This window comes from Streptomyces sp. NPDC102259 (assembly GCF_044766465.1).
Lineage (GTDB): Bacteria > Actinomycetota > Actinomycetes > Streptomycetales > Streptomycetaceae > Streptomyces.
In genome coordinates, this window is the sequence record NZ_JBIWMA010000024.1 from 112,462 (window position 1) to 128,430 (window position 15,969).

Here is a 15,969-nt window from a genome sequence, read left to right on the forward strand (position 1 = left end):
GCGGGGGTGGCGACATCGCCGTGGGGGATCGGAGTCACCGGACCGACCAGGAGCGCTGATCAGGCACGCGAAAGGCGCGTGCGCCCGAACCACTCCCTGGTCGCCGCACCGCTGGAGAGGGCCACCAGTACGGCTCCCAGGGCGGTGCCGGCGCTCCAGGCGAGGTGATGGGCGAGCGCCGCGACCGAGCTGCCCAGGACGATCACCCAGCCGACGGCGACCGCGCCCCCGCGCACCGCGCCACCGCCGTCGGCGAACCTCGCCGAGATGACCAGCGACGCCACGGCGAGCGCCGCGCACCCCGTCGCCGCGAGCAACAGCACCCCGACGACCAGGCCGCCCAACGCGCCGGACTCGAAGACGGCGGCGGCCACGGCCAGTCGCACTGAACAGGCGAGGCCCGAAAGGCCCAGGGCCAGAAGCAGCACGCGGGCATATCTGGCCGTAACAGGCATTCGAGTCATAGGGATTCCTTGTGCCGTGCGGACGTCGGTCACCGGGGGCGTGGGACACGGCGGGCCGGCCCGGCCACCGTAGTCGTCGAGGTCAGCAGGCCGACACCCCTTCGACGAAGGCGGCGACGACCCGTCGCGAGCCCGTCGCGCACCCTCGAAGCGCGACATCGCGGCCGACGCACCACGCCTGATGTGACGGCTCCCATTGCACTCAGGGCACCGAAGCGGTGAGTCTCTCCTCGCACGAATTTCCGAGGAACTGTTATCCGGTGGGACCGCGGAGATCCCCCATAGGACGGACAGCACCGTTCGGCGTCGAGGACAGGGAAGTCGCAATGAGTACACGGCACACGGTGGAGGCGGTGGCGCTGGTCACCGCCGCCCGAGCGGGCGACCAGGCGGCCCGGGACGGGCTCGTCGGCGCGTACCTTCCGCTCGTCTACAACATCGTGGGCCGGGCGATGAACGGTTCGGTGGACGTCGACGACGTCGTGCAGGACACCATGCTGCGCGCCCTCGACTCGCTGGGCACGCTACGGGATCCCGCGAGCTTCCGCTCCTGGCTGGTGGCCATCGCGATGAACCAGGTCCGGGCGCACTGGAACCGGCAGCAGCCCGTCCAGGGCGCCATCCAGGAGGCCGACGACGTCGCCGATCCGGGGGCCGACTTCGTCGACCTGACCATCGCGCAACTCCAGCTCTCCGGCCAGCGGCAGGAGACCGCGCGCGCGACCCGCTGGCTGGAGCCCGACGACCGGGGACTGCTGTCCCTGTGGTGGCTGGAGTGCGCCGGCGAACTGACCCGGGCCGAGATCGCCGCTGCCCTGGACCTGACGCCGGAGCACACCGCGGTCCGCGTACAGCGGATGAAGGCACAGCTCGAGGCGGCCCGTGTCGTCGTGCGGGCCCTGGACTCGCGACCGCAGTGCCCGGAACTGCGCGGCGCCCTCGCGGGCTGGGACGGCCGGCCCTCGGCGCTGTGGCGCAAGCGCACCGCCCGGCACGCCCGCGGCTGCGCCCGCTGCTCGGGCCTGTGGAGCGGGCTGACGCCCGCCGAGGGTCTGCTGGCCGGCCTGGCGCTGGTCTCGGCGTCGTCCGCGCTCCTGGCGAGGACGAACCCGGCCACCGACACCATCGCCATGGTCGGCTCGGCGTCCCCGCTCGCCGAGGGCGAGCACCTGGGCGGGTCCCTCCCGCCGGTGAACCGCCGCGCCCCGAAGGACCGCGCCACCTCCCGCACCGACGCCCGTCGCAGGCGGCGCACCCGCCGAAGGGCGGTCGGCGGCGCGGTCGTGGCCGCCTGCGTGGCCGGCGGCGGTCTCTACCACTTCGCCACGCAGTCGGACGGCGGGACGGGGGAGAGCACCGCCGTACAGCCCGCGACGGACGCCCTCGTCTCGGACCGTCCCACGCCGGACAGCGCCCGCAGCGGCTCGCCGTCCCCGTCCCCGTCCCCGACGGCGTCCGCCTCGAAGTCGCCGAGCGCGAGCGCCTCGCCGACTCCCCGCGCCGGCAGGACCGCCGTCGCGGCGGCCCCGGCGAAGTCGACCCGGCCGAAGCGGACCGCTTCCGAGACGCCGACCGTGCAGGCGGGTTCGTCCGATCTCGCCACCCAGGTGCTCGCGCTGGTCAACAAGGAGCGGGCGACGGCCGGCTGCGGCCCGCTCACGGAGGACGGCCAGCTGCGCGATGCCGCACAGGGCCACTCCGACGACATGGCCGCCCGCGACTTCTTCGACCACACCAACCCCGACGGCGCCGACCCCGGCCAGCGCATCACGGCCGCCGGGTACCGCTGGTCCACGTACGGCGAGAACATAGCCAAGGGGCAGCAGACGGCCTCCTCGGTGATGACGTCCTGGATGAACAGCGAAGGCCACCGGGCGAACATCCTGAACTGCTCCTTCAAGAACATGGGCGTGGGGATCCACGACGGCGCCGGCGGCCCGTGGTGGACACAGAACTTCGGCGCCAAGCTCTGACCCGTGGCCCGGCCGTCGAGGGACCTCCTCCCTCGACGCCGGAGCCAGCCGGAGGAGCGGCTGCCGCCGCAGACGCGGATGCCGACGCGCCGGGCCGCGCTCGCGGAAGGCGGCAGGCTCGTCGTCCACGCCGACGGCGACACCCCGCCCCGGCGGGACGGCGCCGCCGCGACCGACGGATCAGGCCAGGTGGCCCCCCGGATCCCGCAGGATCCCGGCGTTCGCCGCGTCGGCCAGCATGCGCCGCACCACGGGCGCGGGCATCCGGACGACCACCGGCTCCGGGAGGGTGACCTCCTGCACGGCCGTCCCGCGGCGGCCCGAACGCACCCGGTCGCTCACCTGCGCCACCGCCCGCACATCCAGCGTGAACTGGACCAGCACCGACTCGGACTTGGGCTTGTGCAGCGGTATCGACCCGGCGGCGTTGGCGGCGGTCGCCGTTCCGCTGCCGGAGCCGTCCACGGCGCCGAGGAGCTGGTTCAGCCGGAACTCGTCCGCGTTCAGCACCCCCGCGCCCAGCAGGCCGCGCGCCGACCGGCCGTGCTCGTCGGCCCGCTGGCCGTCCGTGCCCGCCGGACGCGGCGCGTCCAGCCCGCTCTGCGCGACCGTCTCGAAGGTCATCTTGTCGCCCACGCCCAGCACCCGGCCGGCCCGCAGCCTGGCGTGCAGCGAGGCGCGCAGGTCCTGGCCCGACGCGCCCGTCGCGTGCACCGGCGGAAGATCGACGCCCGCGGCGGTCAGCAGCGGCAGCGCCGCGATCAGCCACTCCGTGGAGACCGCCTCGCGCAGCAGGTGATACGCCGCCTCGCCGCCGGTCCGGAACCGCGCGCCGCCACCCGCCCGCCGCACCGCGTCGTCGACCGCCTGCCGCACCCTGGGCGTCCCCCGGAACCCGTTGACCTGGGCCTCCATCGGCAGCCGGACCCCGGAGTCACGCCAGGGACCGAGCCGGTCGGCACCCGCGTCCTCGGCGGCCACCGCGTGCACGCCGACCTGCTGGGGCGGCACCGGGGCGAGCTGCGACAGCGCACGCAGATCCGCGGCCAGCACCCGGTGGGTCAGGCTCAGGCCCTTCAACGGCGCGAGGGCCACCCGGCGGTTACCGGAGAACACCTCCAGGGTCGCCTCGATCGGCACGTTCATCCGGGCCGACAAGGCGGAACCCGCCTCGGCGACGGTCTTCACGCCCAGCTGAGCACGCCCGACACCCACGGAGCGGCGCGAGTCGCTCGCGCCGAGACCGAGTCCCGCGGCCGCGCCGGCGCTCTTCAACTGGCCCGCGCCCCCGTCGGGTTTACCCGAGCCGGCCACCACCGCCTCGACGCCCCGGCTGTCGCTCTCGTCGTGGGCGCTGGCCCGCTGGGCGGCGGCGGCGGTGATGTACTCCATGTCCCGGCCGTCCGACGCGGTCTCGACATAGCTGCCCCGCCCCGTCCTGCGGATCCGGAACAGCGCCCGGTAGGGCCGATTGCGCCCGTCGAGCAGCTCGACGCCCACCCCGCCGTCCATCGCGCTCGACAACAGGCCCGCCGAGCCGTCCCGGTCGAGCACCCGCAGCAGCCGCTGCACATTGTCGTTACGGTCCGTCAGCCGGGTACGCGGCAGCAGATCGTCGGCGAGGGACGCGCCGAGGCGGCCCCGGATCGCCTCCAGCAGCGGCACGAAGTCGGGCAGATCCTCGATCATGCCGAAGCCGAGCGGAAGCGACTCCGCCAGGGCGGGAACCGGGGCCGGGGGCAGCAGGGGCGCGCTCTTCGGGGCGCCGCCGGACGTCGACGTCGTCTCCGCCGAGGTCTCCGCCTCCTTGCCGGCCCGTACCGTCCCGGCGGGGCGCGAGGACTCGCCGGACTTCCCGGATGATCCGGACGTCCCCGCCGACGTCGTACCCGAACCGGAGGCCGCGTCCTCGCGCCCCTGTTCGCCCGGCACCTTCAGCCCCGCCGCCCGCAGCTGACGCTCGGTCAGCCACACCGAGACCGCCCCCGGCACCGTACGGCCACCGCGCGCCACATACGGGCCGCCGCCCGTCACCGCGACCTCGGCGACCATGCGCACCACCAGATCGCACTGCACCAGATAGAGCGGACTCTTGCGGGAGGTGTGCGCGTTGCGTTCGACGGTGCCGACCAGCGTGGACGCCGTCGTGTCGCCGCTGCCCAGGGTCCGGCCGGCCGCCACACCCTCGGCGAGACGCCACTCGGCGCCGTTCTCCGCGCCCGTCAGGCCGCCCTGCACCGAGACGTTGTGACTCGTGCCCTCCTGCCCGGTGACCTGATGACCGCCCAGCACGAAGGTCTCGGTGCCCGCCCCCGTGCCCTGATGGACGACCCGCCCACCGGTCAGCGCGAACCGCGTGCCCACCGCGCCGTTCAGCCCGGCCAGCCGCCGCGCGTGCCGCAGGTTCTGCACCACCCAGCCGGCCGAGACGGCCTGCCGCAGCGCCGCCGTCACCGCCTGCGGGCTGAACCGGTCCTCGATCGCGAGCCGCGGCGCGAGACCCTCCGTCTCCAGCGCCCGGTCCTCGCGCGCCTCCTTGTTGCGGGCGGCGGCCCGCGCCAGCAGCTCGAAGGCCAGGTCGCGCACCGGCTGCCCGTCGCCCACGGTCTCCACGAGCGTCCAGTCCCGCACCCCCCGCCTGCCGCCCAGCTGCCGCGACGCCAGAGTGGCCAGGTCACCGATGCCCGCCGCCGCGAACTCCGTCCGCGTATCACGATGACCCGCCCGGCGGGCGGCGGTCGCCTCGTCCAAGTGCCGCTTGGCGTCGCCGTCCAGGGTGAACGCGGTCGGGGTGAGCAGACGCACGTCCTGCGGATCGAGGGGCAGCGTCCCGACCCGCTCGGCGTCGGGCGCGTCCCGGCCCGGTGCGCCGGGGGTCAGCGCGCGAGCCGCCTTGCGCTGCCGGGACGTCATGGTCACGTCGACGTTCAGGCTCAACGCCCCGCCGAACACGCTCGCGTCCTCGGAACCGTTGGTGAGGACGTCGGTGCGCAGGGTCGGACCGGCCAGACCGCGCCGCGTCGTCGTACGACCCTTCTCGGCACGCGCCGACAGGGTCAGCGCACCGGGGATCAGCCGGAACTGGCCGAGCGCCATCCCGCCGACCGTGCGCGAACTCGCCCGCCCGCTCTGCAGGTTGCTCGCCACACCCGCGTGGCTGCGGACGAGCCAGTCCTTGGTCCCGCCCAGGTGACCGGTCTCCCGCAGTGAACCGGTCACCTTCAGCTGCACATCGTGCGCGTGGAAGCGGGACTTCCGGCGCAGCCGCACCCGCACGCCGGTGGACAGCAACTGGTCCTTGTTGACCCGCAGGTTGGTCTCCGACAGCACGGTCACCAGCTCGCGGTAGTTGCGCCGCTGGACCTCGGCCTCCTCGGGGCTGAGATCACGCGGCTGCTCCTCCTCCCCGAAGGCGGGAAGATACCCGGCGAGCCGCGCATCGGTGGCGAACAGCCGCGTCACGGCCCGCATCATCGGCGCGGTGTCCAGCCGGCTGATCGCCACGCTGGAGCCCATCGCGCCGAACGGCAGGTGCCGCACGTCGTGCTCGGCGGCCCGCTCCTCGGCCGTCCGCTCCTCGCCCTCCGCGAGATCCTGTCCGGCCGCCGTGGCCTTGCCCTTGCCCTTGACGTCCGTCCCCGCACGCTCCGGACGCTTGACGAACTCGCCGGCCGTCACCCCCTCCGGCAGGGGCAGCCCCAGTTCCTGCGCCTCGTCGGCCCGCAGCGAGACCCAGACCCGCATCGTGTGGTGCGCGGTACGGCCGCCGCCCCGCGCCCTGGTCAGGGGCGAGGTCGGACCGGTGCCCTCGACGCTGAACAGCACCGTGCCCAGGTACAGCACCTTCTCACCACGGACCTCCGCCCCCTGGCGGCTGGACACGTTCTGCTCGGCCACGCTGAACCGCGCCTTGCGCGCCCCGGCGACGGGCATGACGGTGCCGCGGACGGCGGCCGCGTTGCCGAGGACGCCGAACCCCGCCGCCGGACCGGCGCCGAACGCACCGCCCCGGCCCTTGCCCGCGGTGTCCGTCACCGCGTGCTGCGCCTGCTGATGGGTGCGCAGCTGCGTCTTGCCGGTGCTCCACCCGGGGGCCAGCTCGGTGATCGCGGCCCGCATCCGGTAGGTGCCCGTGGTGCTGCCGTCCCTGCTGGTCAGATCCTCGCCGACGACCCCGTCACGCAGCAGTCGGGGCAGGTCCTCCAGCACGGTCGCGGTGGCGGTGGCCTCGTAGACCCGGGCCCGGCCGGGAGCACCGGGCCAGGTCAAGGACGGATGCAGCGCCGAGGCGACCGCGTCGAAGAGCCCGCCGCCGCCCTGGTGCGGCGCGGCCTGATCCGAGACGGCCAGCGGGGCCATCGAGTCCGCCAGCGACACGGCCCGGGCGGTCTCGGGCGCCAGCGGACGCGGACGGGGCACCGGCCCGGCGGCCGTCGGCACCAGATGCTCCACCGGCACCCGCATCGTCAGGGCGCCGGACCCGCCGGCGTTGCGGGCCGAGCGCTCGCCGTCCTTCATGATCCGCACGTTGTAGCGAACCCGGCGGGGTACCTCGACCGACCCCTTGTCGCTGCGCAGAACCCGCGGCTCCGCCATGTTGCGCTGGGTGCGCGAGTCCCGCGACGACTGGAAGGGCTGGGCATTGACGGTGGCCGCCCCGCCGACCCAGACCCCGGGTGCGACCGGGGCCAGCCCGAACCCGGTGAACGCCACGCCCTTCGACGCGGACCCGCTCGTACTCTGCGCGACGGTGGCCGCCGTGTTGTGCTGCACGTCGATCTTGGTGGCCGCGCCCTCGCTGTCCTGACCCTCGACGGAGAAGACGCCGGGACGGTCGTCGTCGGCGGGCGAGACGCTCACCGTGACGTCATAACGGTCCGTGCCCCGCACCCCGGTGACGGCGAAGGCCCGGCCGCGCCCGTAGAAGGACTCGGGCCGCCCGGCGAGCTCCGAGGCGATCTCCGCGACCACACCGTCACGCCGCCCGACGGCGTCGGCCAGCGTGGTGGTGACGAACTCGTGGCCGGTGAGCCCATACGCCGTGGACAGCCCCGGCGCCTCCATGTCCCGCAGATACGAAGGGAGTTCGAGAGCGTCGTCCCCGACCTCCTCGATGGCGGCGGGTATTTGCGGAGGCCTTCGGCGAGAGGTGGACGGTCCGGCCGCGTTGAGCGCGGCGACGGTCGCCGCGTTCCCCGCGGTCTGCTGAAGCCCCAGCAGGGGGTTCTGGCCACTGCTCCGACCGGCCGCCCGGGCCACCCGGGGCGCCCGCGGGGACCGCTCGCGGGCACTGCTGTGACGGTCGTCGCCCGCCTGCCGCTGTTCTCGCACGCGCGTCAGCGTAAGGACGCCCCGACGGCAGGTCAGGCCGCACGCGAAGTGTTCAACTACCGTACGCCTGGCGGTTGTCGGACCCCGATGACGAGCGATGGCGTCCGCCGCCGGGCATGGCGTCCGCCGCCGGGCATGGCGACCGCCCCGGGCATGGCGACCGCTCCCGGTCCGGCGGCCCGGGAGGGGCCCCGGCCGCCGGACTCACGCCGGAGGCACGGGACTCCTCGGGACTCCTCGGGACTCCTCGGGACGTCCTTCGCGATCAGTAGGTGTGCAGGGTGAGCCCGTAGCGGCTGAGGATCTCGTTCACCGGCTGGAACCATGTCTCGCCGCCGCCGGTGCAGTTGCCCCAACCGCCGGAGGTGACGCCCTGTGCCTGGTCGCCGCTGATGAACGAGCCGCCGGAGTCGCCTCCTTCGGCGCAGACGCTCGTCTTCGTCATCTGGTGCACCGCCCCCTGGCTGTAGTTGACGGTCTCGTTCTTCGCCAGCACCGTGCCGCAGTGCCAGTGCGTGGTCGACCCGGACCGGCAGACGGACGCGCCCACCGGGGCCTCGGCCGAGCCGCGCACCAACTGGTCGGAGACCGTTCCCCAGCCGAGCACGACCGGCACCGTCCACCAGCCGCTGCCCACGTTGACCCAGGCGTAGTCGTTGTCGGGGAACGAGGATCCCTGGAAGTTGCCGATGTACGAGCCGTCCCAGCCCCGGACGCCCGCACCGGCCTGGCCGCAGTGACCGGCGGTGACGAACCCGCCGTAGACCGAGAAGCCGATCGAGCAGCGGACGTTGCCCGTGTAATAGGGGTCGCCGCCGACCGTGCCCGCCGCGAAGGTGCGCGGAGCCGCGGCGACCGTCTCGACGGTGACGGGACCAGCGGCACGGGCCTGCGTCAGGAACCGCTGGACATCGTTGTCGGCGTCCTTGCCGCGGACGACCGTGACCACCACGGTGTTCGCCGCGGCGTCGACGTGCCAACCGCCCACCGCCGAGGGGGCGGAGAGCCGGTCGATACGTGACTTCGCCGCGTCCAGCACCCGTGCGCTGTGCCGGACCACCCGGACACCGGCTCCCTCGGCACGGAGCGCCGCGCGCGTGGCCTGCGAACTCTCCGAGGTGACGGCCACCGTCAGGCGCCCTTCGGCGGCGTCGAACCAGGATCCCGCGTATGCCGTCCCGGCCGTGCGGCGGGCCCTCGGCTCGAGCGCGGTGGCGTTCTGCTCGGCCTCGAGCCGCGCCACCGCCTGCTCCTCGCTGAGCCCGAACTCCTGCCGCATGGCGTCGAGCAGTGCGGCGGAGGCGGGGGCGGCGTTGGCGGCCGACAGGGAGGAGGCCGTGGCACCGCCCCCGCTCGCCGCCGCGGGCAGCGTGCCCGCGCCGCCGAGTCCGGCCAGCGTCAGTAGCGCGGCCAGACAGACGTGCTTGAACCGTGTGCGTCTCATGGAAGTTGCCCTTCGTCGTTCCAGGAAGTGGGGGTGGAACAGCGGATGGGTGAGAGCGCTCTCAGATGTGGCGCGGCAGAGCCTAGCCCGGTCCGGTTGTCAGGTCTAGGCCAATGCGAGCCCCTCTTTCGGTCTCTGAACCGTCAGCTGAGCCGACGCAGAGCCGAACGCAGGGTCGAATATAGGGCCGAATGTAGGGCCGGACCTCGAACATGAAGCCGTGTCAGTCTCGCGTGCCATCATCCTCACGTGTTCAAGATCCCCGGATATGAAGACGGCCCCCTGGCCCAGGGGGACGACTACCTCGACAACCCGTTGTTCTGGCCTGTGCACCTCGGCACCTGCCTGCGTGGGGAAGAGGCACAACGAGCCGCATTCGGCGCCGACTGGGATGCGGCCATGGAGCTGTACGGCGTGCTGTCCGCCGCACATGAGTGGCCGGTGTTCAGCGTGCCCCTGTGCTCCGGCCACACCATCCACGTCGTCTACCGCAACTTCGAGGGCGATCGGGGGGTGGACTACCTGATACATCACCCGGCTTGGTCCGAGGCGGAAACCCTCGCTGTCGACGACGGTCACTTCATGGGGCCGGGCATGTCCTGGCCGGAACTGTTGTCCGCTGCCCGACAGCCGGCGGCAGAGGGCGTCGACGATGCCGACGCCCGTCTCCTGCTGCTGTTCCCCACACTCGGTGACGCGGGTCTTCCCGACGACGCGGCCAACGCCCTCACCACCGCGCTCGCCGCTCTCACCGTGATCGAGGAGCCCGCCGAAGTGGCGAGGATGCTCCTCGAGAACCAGGGCCAATGGGCCCCCGCTCATTGGAGGCCGGCAAACGGCGTCCGGATCAACGATGGCGGACACTCCTACCGAAACCCCACCAACGCCTTCGCCCTGCCCCAGGGGCGCCTTCTGGAGATCAGCGGAGCACTGCAGGGCGACGAAGCGACAGCCTCATCAGTCACCCGGCCGAAGCCCTGAACTCGGGAGGCCCGGTTCTGGCAGGGGGATCTCCGCGGGCCATGACCCACCACGCGGAACGGATGATGACTGCGTATCGCGGTTGCCCCGGGCCCACCGACGTCTTCGACGGGCCCGGGCATGCCGATACGCGGTGCGTTCGGTGTTTCAGTTCACGGTGAAGAAGTAGTCGTAGGGCGCCAGTTGGATGCCGGAGCCGGTGGTCGCGTAGACCGTGAGGTCGTACCAGCCGTCCGAGGACGGGGTCCAGTCGATGCTCGCGGCGTGATCGGTGTCCGCGGGGACCGTGACCTCCGGGTCACCGTTGTTGAAGGTGTACGTGTAGCTCACGACATCCTTCACCTTCGGCGTGAACGTGAAGGTGCCCGGGACGCCGACGCCACCGCTGGAACCGTTCTCGGGGTAGGCGTCCGAAGCGACCGAGGGAGTGGTGTCGTAGCTGCTGCTCCACCAAGCCGCGCTGCTGACCCAGCCGTTCGCGCTCTTGCTGGTCACCTGGAGGTTCTCGCCGTAGACGCCGTCCAGTACGAGCTCCACGGTCGCTGTGCCGTCCGCCCCTGCCGCGACCTCGAACGTCCTGTTGTTCTGACCACCGAGGGTCTGCACGGAGTAGCTGACGATCGGGCTCTTCGCCTGGAGCTCGGGGTCGGGACGGAGCGTGAACCCGGTCGGCTCACCGAACTCGGGCCCCGGGACGGCCGGGGTGACGGTGGGCGCCGCGGAGCTGACGAGGAAGGAGTATCGGGTGATCGCAGACGCGTTGTAGGCCCGGTCCCGGCTACGCACCCACAGCGTCATCGGACCGGAGCCGGACGGCGGGACCAGGCTCAGCGTGGCCGACCCGCCGAGCGCGTCGGCGCGCTTGCGGTAACTCGTGAAGGAGTATGGGTCGACGGGCTGCGGAACGCCGTAGTCACCGATGCTCGTGCCGATGACCGGCAGGTCCCGCTGCCAGGCGAACTCGAACCCCTCGACGTCGTCGGCACCGCCCGCGCTCAGCGTGAACTCGACCGGCTCGCCGCCCTTGTTCCACACGTCCGGCGGGTAGTTCGGCGAGGTGATCGTGGGTGCATTCGCCGGGCGGGTGTTGTCGATCGTGACATAACAGGGGGCCGACCAGTCCGAGACGGCGTCCCCGACCACCGTCTGCGCCTGCCACGCGTAGGTCTGCCCGTCGGCGAGCGCACTGCCGGGCAGGGTGGCGGGGGCCTCGAAGCCGGGGGCGGCGTGCTCGCGGGTGACCGTCGTGATCCGCGTCGGATCGGTGACCGGCCAGGTCTGATACCGCACGCCGACCGGGGAGTTGCCGGTGGTGTCGGTGATCCCGGGCATACCCTCGACGACGAGTCCTTCGCCGGCCCAGCGGTACGAGGGCCGGTCCGCGTCGGTCGAGCAGTGCCGGTAGCCGTCGAACAGCTGAGTCGGTGTGGTGGGCGTCCCGCCGGCCGCGCTCGCGGGCGACGCGGCGGCGGCCAGTGCCAGGCCGAGGGCTCCCAGTGAAGCGAGGACTGCACGGGGTCTCGCGCCTAAGGACATGGTCAAGTGATCCCTCCCGTTCGGATGCTCGCACGCGGTGCCTTGATACGCACTGATGCACGAGCGGCGAGGGGATCGTACTGGGGTGCCGCAGACCGACGCATGAGGATTATGGCGAGCCGATCGAGCGACGACGCGGCCCCTGCACCCGATCACCCGCGCGCGGCGCTGCGTATCGATGCCTTCCGCGACGACACCGTCCAGTGCACCAGTCGGTCCGAGGTGAGCTCACCTGTGCTGATGGTCCGCAGACGTTCGCGCTCGTCCGCCGTTGTCCGTCGGCGTTGTCACGCAGTCAGACACTCACGCATTCTGCCCACAGCTCAGCAAGAGCAGGTCGTTCGAGACCATGACCTGAGCGAGGCGTCCGGCGATGGCCACGACCGTTCTCAAGCTGATGCCGAGAAACCGCTCGGGCTCACCGGCGTCACAGAAGTCATCGAAGAGCGTGTGGAAGACGTGGTCGATGTTTACGAACTCCGAAGGGTCGAGCCACACGTCCCGCTGCCACGGTGGATTGGCCAGAGCCAAGACCACAGGTACGACGGCGGGTGCGCCGGCCGACCACGCGCGTGTGTGTGCCTCGTTGCACCCCCACCGGCCTTCGCCACGCTGCAGCTGCCGTCAACCAGAGCAAGCCGTGACGGCCGTCCCGTAAGGACGGGGCCTGAGCCCTCAGCCAGGGAGCCTGCGCCGTATGACTGCCGGCGTCCAGAACTCGGTAGCCGGTGCCCCCCGCTCGATCAGGTCGCCACCGCTCACACGACAAGCGACAAGGCCGGACCACCGGCGAACTCGCGGCTACCACCGCGAGACCCCCGCTCGAATCGGCGGTCAGCAGGACACCACGCCGAGGGGCGACATGTAGACCGCGGACAGCACCCCGTCTCCGTCCACCTTGACCGGGACGGGGGCTGTCGCATTGATGAGCTCCAAGTCGTACGGCAGGGATCGCAGCGGAATGTCTTCGCCGACGTAGGCTACCGAAACCGAGCCCTGGCAGTCGCCGCCCCCCGGCGGCGCAGTGTCGGGGACTCTGCCATCCTGCGGGCCGGCCTTGTGGGTCGTGACGTCGATCAGCGTGTACTGGTACTCGTAGCGGGCTGGGCTGACGGCGGTCGCCTCCCTCTTCTTCTTGACGTCGACCCAATAACGCGCGAGCTTTACCGTCACTGCCTCGCACGGTCTCTGGATAGCCTCCGGGGTGAAGTTCAGGCCGGAGGAGTCCAGGGTCAAGCCCTTGGTCTGGTATTCGCCGCTGGCGCTGCGTAGATTCTTGAGATACTCGGTCAGCTGCTCGACGCTCATGCCACTAGTCTTCACGCACTCCGCGGGCGCGGCCGTCGTCGGGCTCTGCGTCGGAGTCGCCGGGCCGGGAGCGGCAGTGTAGTGAGCGAGCTCGGACGGGGAAGCCTGGGCGGCTGGCTTATCCTCCGAACACCCCGAGACTGTGAGCAGCGCTGCTACGGCGGCGGCCGGTATGAAGAACTTACGTGCATTTGCCATGAGTTACCCTGCCTGCTCCGAGACCGCTTCCCTTGCCGGGCGGACCCTCAGTATGAGCTGAATGAGCAGGATCACCGCGAGTCGGTCATCTCCGTCTGCCGGCCTCGACACAGAGGAGCCAGCTGGAGAGGGAGCGTTGACCTGAGGCTTCGACGCCCGGTCAGGCTGCCGAGAACTCGACCGCGAGACACTTCGGCAACCTGCTGCAACCACCCCACCACAGAGGGCGGGATCCGGGCTCGCGTCGATCGGCGTTTCGGCTCCCAGGAGGCGCAACCTTCCCTATCGTGGGCGAGATGGAAGGGTTGGGGGAAGGCATGCGCATCCGGATCGAGACGACTGCCGACGAAGGGCAGGAGGCCCTGTCCGACCTGCACAAGTGGCTGAGGCTGGATGCCGACGTACGACGGCAGGCCACGATGGAAATGGTGCCGTGCGGCAAGCCCGGCGGCACCATGGGGACGGTCGAGGTCATCGATATGTTCCTCAGCCAAGGGTTCTCGGCGCTGAACCTGGCGATGTCTTATGCGGCCTGGCGCGCCGCGCGTCCGGCCGCGCCACCGATCACCATCACCGTCACGGCCACAGGCCAGCCCCTCACAGTGGACGACGCGTCCCAGGAGACGATCCGGCGCATCGTGGAGGCACTCCGGGCCGCGTCCGCGACCGACCAAGCAGAGCGACAGGCGGAGGCCGGTGACGAAGCGGGCACCAGCCCGTGAAGAGACTGCCCGACCCGGCGAAATCCCGTGCCGTGATCGTGGGGGTGGACAGGTACGACACGCTGCCTGACCTGCCGTCGGTGGGGAACAACGTCAACCGCCTGGCGAAGGTTCTGGGCGACCCCGAGCTGTGGGGGCTACGGCGTCCCGATCAGTGCACTGTTCTGTTGAACCCGCCTTCCCCGGACGCGGTCCTGGACGCCGTGCACGATGCCGCAGCCGAGGCGGAAGACGCCCTGGTGGTCTACTTCGCGGGGCACGGACTGGTCTCCCCGAACGGTGAGCTCTATCTGGCCCTGTCGAATGCACACGCTCAGCGCCTCTACCGTGCCGTGGCCTATGAAGACCTGCGCCTGCAGTTGGTCGACACCTGTACGGCCACGAGCAAGGTGGTGATATTGGACTGCTGCTACAGCGGCCGGGCGCTCGTCGGACACATGGGCACGGCGCTCGACGTGGCCAACCACGCCATGGTCGAGGGCACTTACCTGATGACCGCCTCGGCTGAGACGAAACTCGCCTGGGCACCCGAAGGAGAGACGTACACCGCCTTCACCGGCGAGCTTCTGAAAGCCCTGGAGTTCGGAGTCCCCGGCGCTTCGGATCCGCTGGAGATGGAAACGCTGTTCTGGCACGTACGCCAGGAATTGGAGGCGAAGTCCCGACCGGTTCCGCAGCAGCGCGCACGCAATGCCGGTCACGCCATCGCCCTGGTAGCAACCGTGCGGTGGCCGCACTGTCAGTACCACCGGCCGCGCCTACATCCTCGGCGGCCTCGCACGTTCCGCTCCCAGAACGCCTCGCTGCGACTTCCTCACCGGGTGGCGCCATGGACGGAGGCCTCGGGACGGCGAAGACCGACGGAAAGTCACGCCCTCGGCAGGTCGATTCCGGACCGCTCGTCATCGACCTGCTGCACGGGAAATCGCGAGGCCGAACTGCGGGGGAACACGCGGGCTCGGCGCAATCGACGGCGGGCGAAGACTCCACGCCGAGGCGTTGGAAGCCGGCACCCGGGACATGGAAGCGTTGGAGCTGGCTGACCGCGCTGGCTCTGCTGGCCGTCGCCCCTTTCGGAATCAGGTATTTCGAGGATGACGCCCAAAAGGACGGCACCAATACGTCGCATGGACGCTCGACCCATTCAACTGCGACGCCCACACCGACACCGGTGACGACGCCGGCCGCGTCATCGGCCAGCGGTTACGTGCGTGCCCAGGGGCCGAACTTCAGCACCGAAGTGCCGACGAGTTGGCAGCCACACGACAAGAACGTCTCCGGGCAGTACCGATACACGCACGGCTCCTACACGCTCACCGTCGTCCCCGGCCGCGACGTTGCTGCGGCCACGACCATGAGTCCTGTCGCCTACCAGCGCGACGACGAACCGGAGTTGCAGATCTTTCGGGATGCGAACTGGGCCACGTCAAGCGGGATCCGCGCGATCAAGGTCGGTGAACAGGCCTCTGCTGTGGGGGAGTTCACGTGGTCCACGCAGGAAGGGAAGTCCGTGTACGCGAAGAATACGGTGGTGCTCGTCGAGGGGCGCTACCACGTACTGCTGACGACGGGGCCCGAAGAGGAGCGTGCGACGGTCGCCCGCGTGCACGATCATGCGGTCGACGCGTACAGATCGAAGACGGGCTGAGATCGCACGCGGTCTCGGGCGAACGCGGTCGGCCCATCTCAGGCCGACCGACGGGCAGGTCGCGGAGTCCGTGGCCCGCTTCGATCTCGTCCGCCCCGCGGCGAAAGCCAGGCCGTCCCGTCACACCGTACCGAAAAGTGGTTCGACCGCTGAGGAGACGGCCCTGATGAACGGCTTGGCACGGCCTTCCGGAACGAGGCAGGGCGGAGCGGAGCGCTGTTTGGCCCCCCGAGCACGACAGAGGCCACATACGGAAATCCGTATGTGGCCTCTGACGCGTAAATAGGTCCAGGTCAGGGGTTGTTTGGGCAGGACTGGGTGTCCGGTGGCCGTTGGGGCTGCCGGGTGTTTGGGCGTGGGGTGG

The 15,969-nt window shown here is 71.3% G+C and carries 11 protein-coding genes; 5 read left to right on the plus strand and 6 right to left on the minus strand.

The window, feature by feature from the left end:
* Positions 1 to 59 precede the first annotated feature (59 nt).
* Positions 60 to 464, minus strand: coding sequence for a hypothetical protein (locus ACIRPU_RS36445; protein ID WP_403875101.1), 405 nt, complete (start codon positions 462 to 464; stop codon positions 60 to 62).
* Between the two features lie 326 nt (positions 465 to 790).
* Here ACIRPU_RS36445 and ACIRPU_RS36450 point away from each other — a divergent pair, with 326 nt between their 5' ends.
* Positions 791 to 2,437 carry a sigma-70 family RNA polymerase sigma factor gene (locus ACIRPU_RS36450; RefSeq protein WP_403875103.1) on the plus strand — a complete coding sequence of 549 codons (1,647 nt, stop codon included), beginning with the start codon at positions 791 to 793 and terminating at the stop codon, positions 2,435 to 2,437.
* Between the two features lie 180 nt (positions 2,438 to 2,617).
* On the opposite strand, the gene ACIRPU_RS36455 is transcribed toward ACIRPU_RS36450, so the two are convergent.
* Together ACIRPU_RS36455 and ACIRPU_RS36460 are read right to left on the minus strand one after the other, a co-directional pair.
* A complete protein-coding gene (locus tag ACIRPU_RS36455) occupies positions 2,618 to 7,768 on the minus strand; it encodes a hypothetical protein (protein WP_403875105.1) in 5,151 nt (1,716 codons plus the stop codon).
* A 265-nt stretch (positions 7,769 to 8,033) separates the two neighbouring features.
* Positions 8,034 to 9,212 (minus strand): S1 family peptidase, encoded by a 1,179-nt coding sequence (locus ACIRPU_RS36460; protein ID WP_403875107.1) that lies wholly within the window; start codon positions 9,210 to 9,212, stop codon positions 8,034 to 8,036.
* Positions 9,213 to 9,461: 249 nt separating this feature from the next.
* Here ACIRPU_RS36460 and ACIRPU_RS36465 point away from each other — a divergent pair, with 249 nt between their 5' ends.
* Positions 9,462 to 10,193 (plus strand): hypothetical protein, encoded by a 732-nt coding sequence (locus ACIRPU_RS36465; protein ID WP_403875109.1) that lies wholly within the window; start codon positions 9,462 to 9,464, stop codon positions 10,191 to 10,193.
* A 147-nt stretch (positions 10,194 to 10,340) separates the two neighbouring features.
* Here the strand turns inward: ACIRPU_RS36465 and ACIRPU_RS36470 are convergent, their stop codons facing one another.
* From ACIRPU_RS36470 to ACIRPU_RS36480, 3 genes are all read right to left on the minus strand, one after another.
* Positions 10,341 to 11,729 (minus strand): hypothetical protein, encoded by a 1,389-nt coding sequence (locus ACIRPU_RS36470; protein ID WP_403875137.1) that lies wholly within the window; start codon positions 11,727 to 11,729, stop codon positions 10,341 to 10,343.
* A gap of 303 nt (positions 11,730 to 12,032) precedes the next feature.
* Complete coding sequence (locus tag ACIRPU_RS36475; RefSeq protein ID WP_403875111.1) at positions 12,033 to 12,266, minus strand: hypothetical protein; 234 nt, start codon at positions 12,264 to 12,266, stop codon at positions 12,033 to 12,035.
* A 297-nt stretch (positions 12,267 to 12,563) separates the two neighbouring features.
* Positions 12,564 to 13,037, minus strand: a complete 474-nt coding sequence (locus ACIRPU_RS36480; protein ID WP_403875113.1) for a hypothetical protein — start codon at positions 13,035 to 13,037, stop codon at positions 12,564 to 12,566.
* A 494-nt stretch (positions 13,038 to 13,531) separates the two neighbouring features.
* Between ACIRPU_RS36480 and ACIRPU_RS36485 the strand changes: the two genes are divergently transcribed.
* The 3 genes from ACIRPU_RS36485 (at position 13,532) to ACIRPU_RS36495 (ending at position 15,605) form a co-directional block, all read left to right on the plus strand.
* Positions 13,532 to 13,957: a hypothetical protein gene (locus ACIRPU_RS36485; RefSeq protein ID WP_403875139.1), complete on the plus strand. Its 426-nt coding sequence runs from the start codon at positions 13,532 to 13,534 to the stop codon at positions 13,955 to 13,957.
* A complete protein-coding gene (locus ACIRPU_RS36490; RefSeq protein WP_403875115.1) occupies positions 13,954 to 15,000 on the plus strand; it encodes a caspase domain-containing protein in 1,047 nt (348 codons plus the stop codon). Before ACIRPU_RS36485 ends, ACIRPU_RS36490 begins: the two co-directional genes overlap by 4 nt.
* A gap of 128 nt (positions 15,001 to 15,128) precedes the next feature.
* Entirely contained in the window at positions 15,129 to 15,605 is a 477-nt protein-coding gene (locus ACIRPU_RS36495) for a hypothetical protein (RefSeq protein WP_403875117.1), read from the plus strand.
* Positions 15,606 to 15,969: the final 364 nt, after the last annotated feature.

What these genes read in the sequence shown, in the direction of transcription:
- ACIRPU_RS36445 (WP_403875101.1), bottom strand. Translation starts at nt 464, where the DNA reads ATGACTCGAATGCCTGTTACGGCCAGATATGCCCGCGTGCTGCTTCTG.
- ACIRPU_RS36450 (WP_403875103.1), top strand. Translation starts at nt 791, where the DNA reads ATGAGTACACGGCACACGGTGGAGGCGGTGGCGCTGGTCACCGCCGCC.
- ACIRPU_RS36460 (WP_403875107.1), bottom strand. Translation starts at nt 9,212, where the DNA reads ATGAGACGCACACGGTTCAAGCACGTCTGTCTGGCCGCGCTACTGACG.
- ACIRPU_RS36470 (WP_403875137.1), bottom strand. Translation starts at nt 11,729, where the DNA reads ATGTCCTTAGGCGCGAGACCCCGTGCAGTCCTCGCTTCACTGGGAGCC.
- ACIRPU_RS36480 (WP_403875113.1), bottom strand. Translation starts at nt 13,037, where the DNA reads ATGAGCGTCGAGCAGCTGACCGAGTATCTCAAGAATCTACGCAGCGCC.
- ACIRPU_RS36485 (WP_403875139.1), top strand. Translation starts at nt 13,532, where the DNA reads ATGGAAGGGTTGGGGGAAGGCATGCGCATCCGGATCGAGACGACTGCC.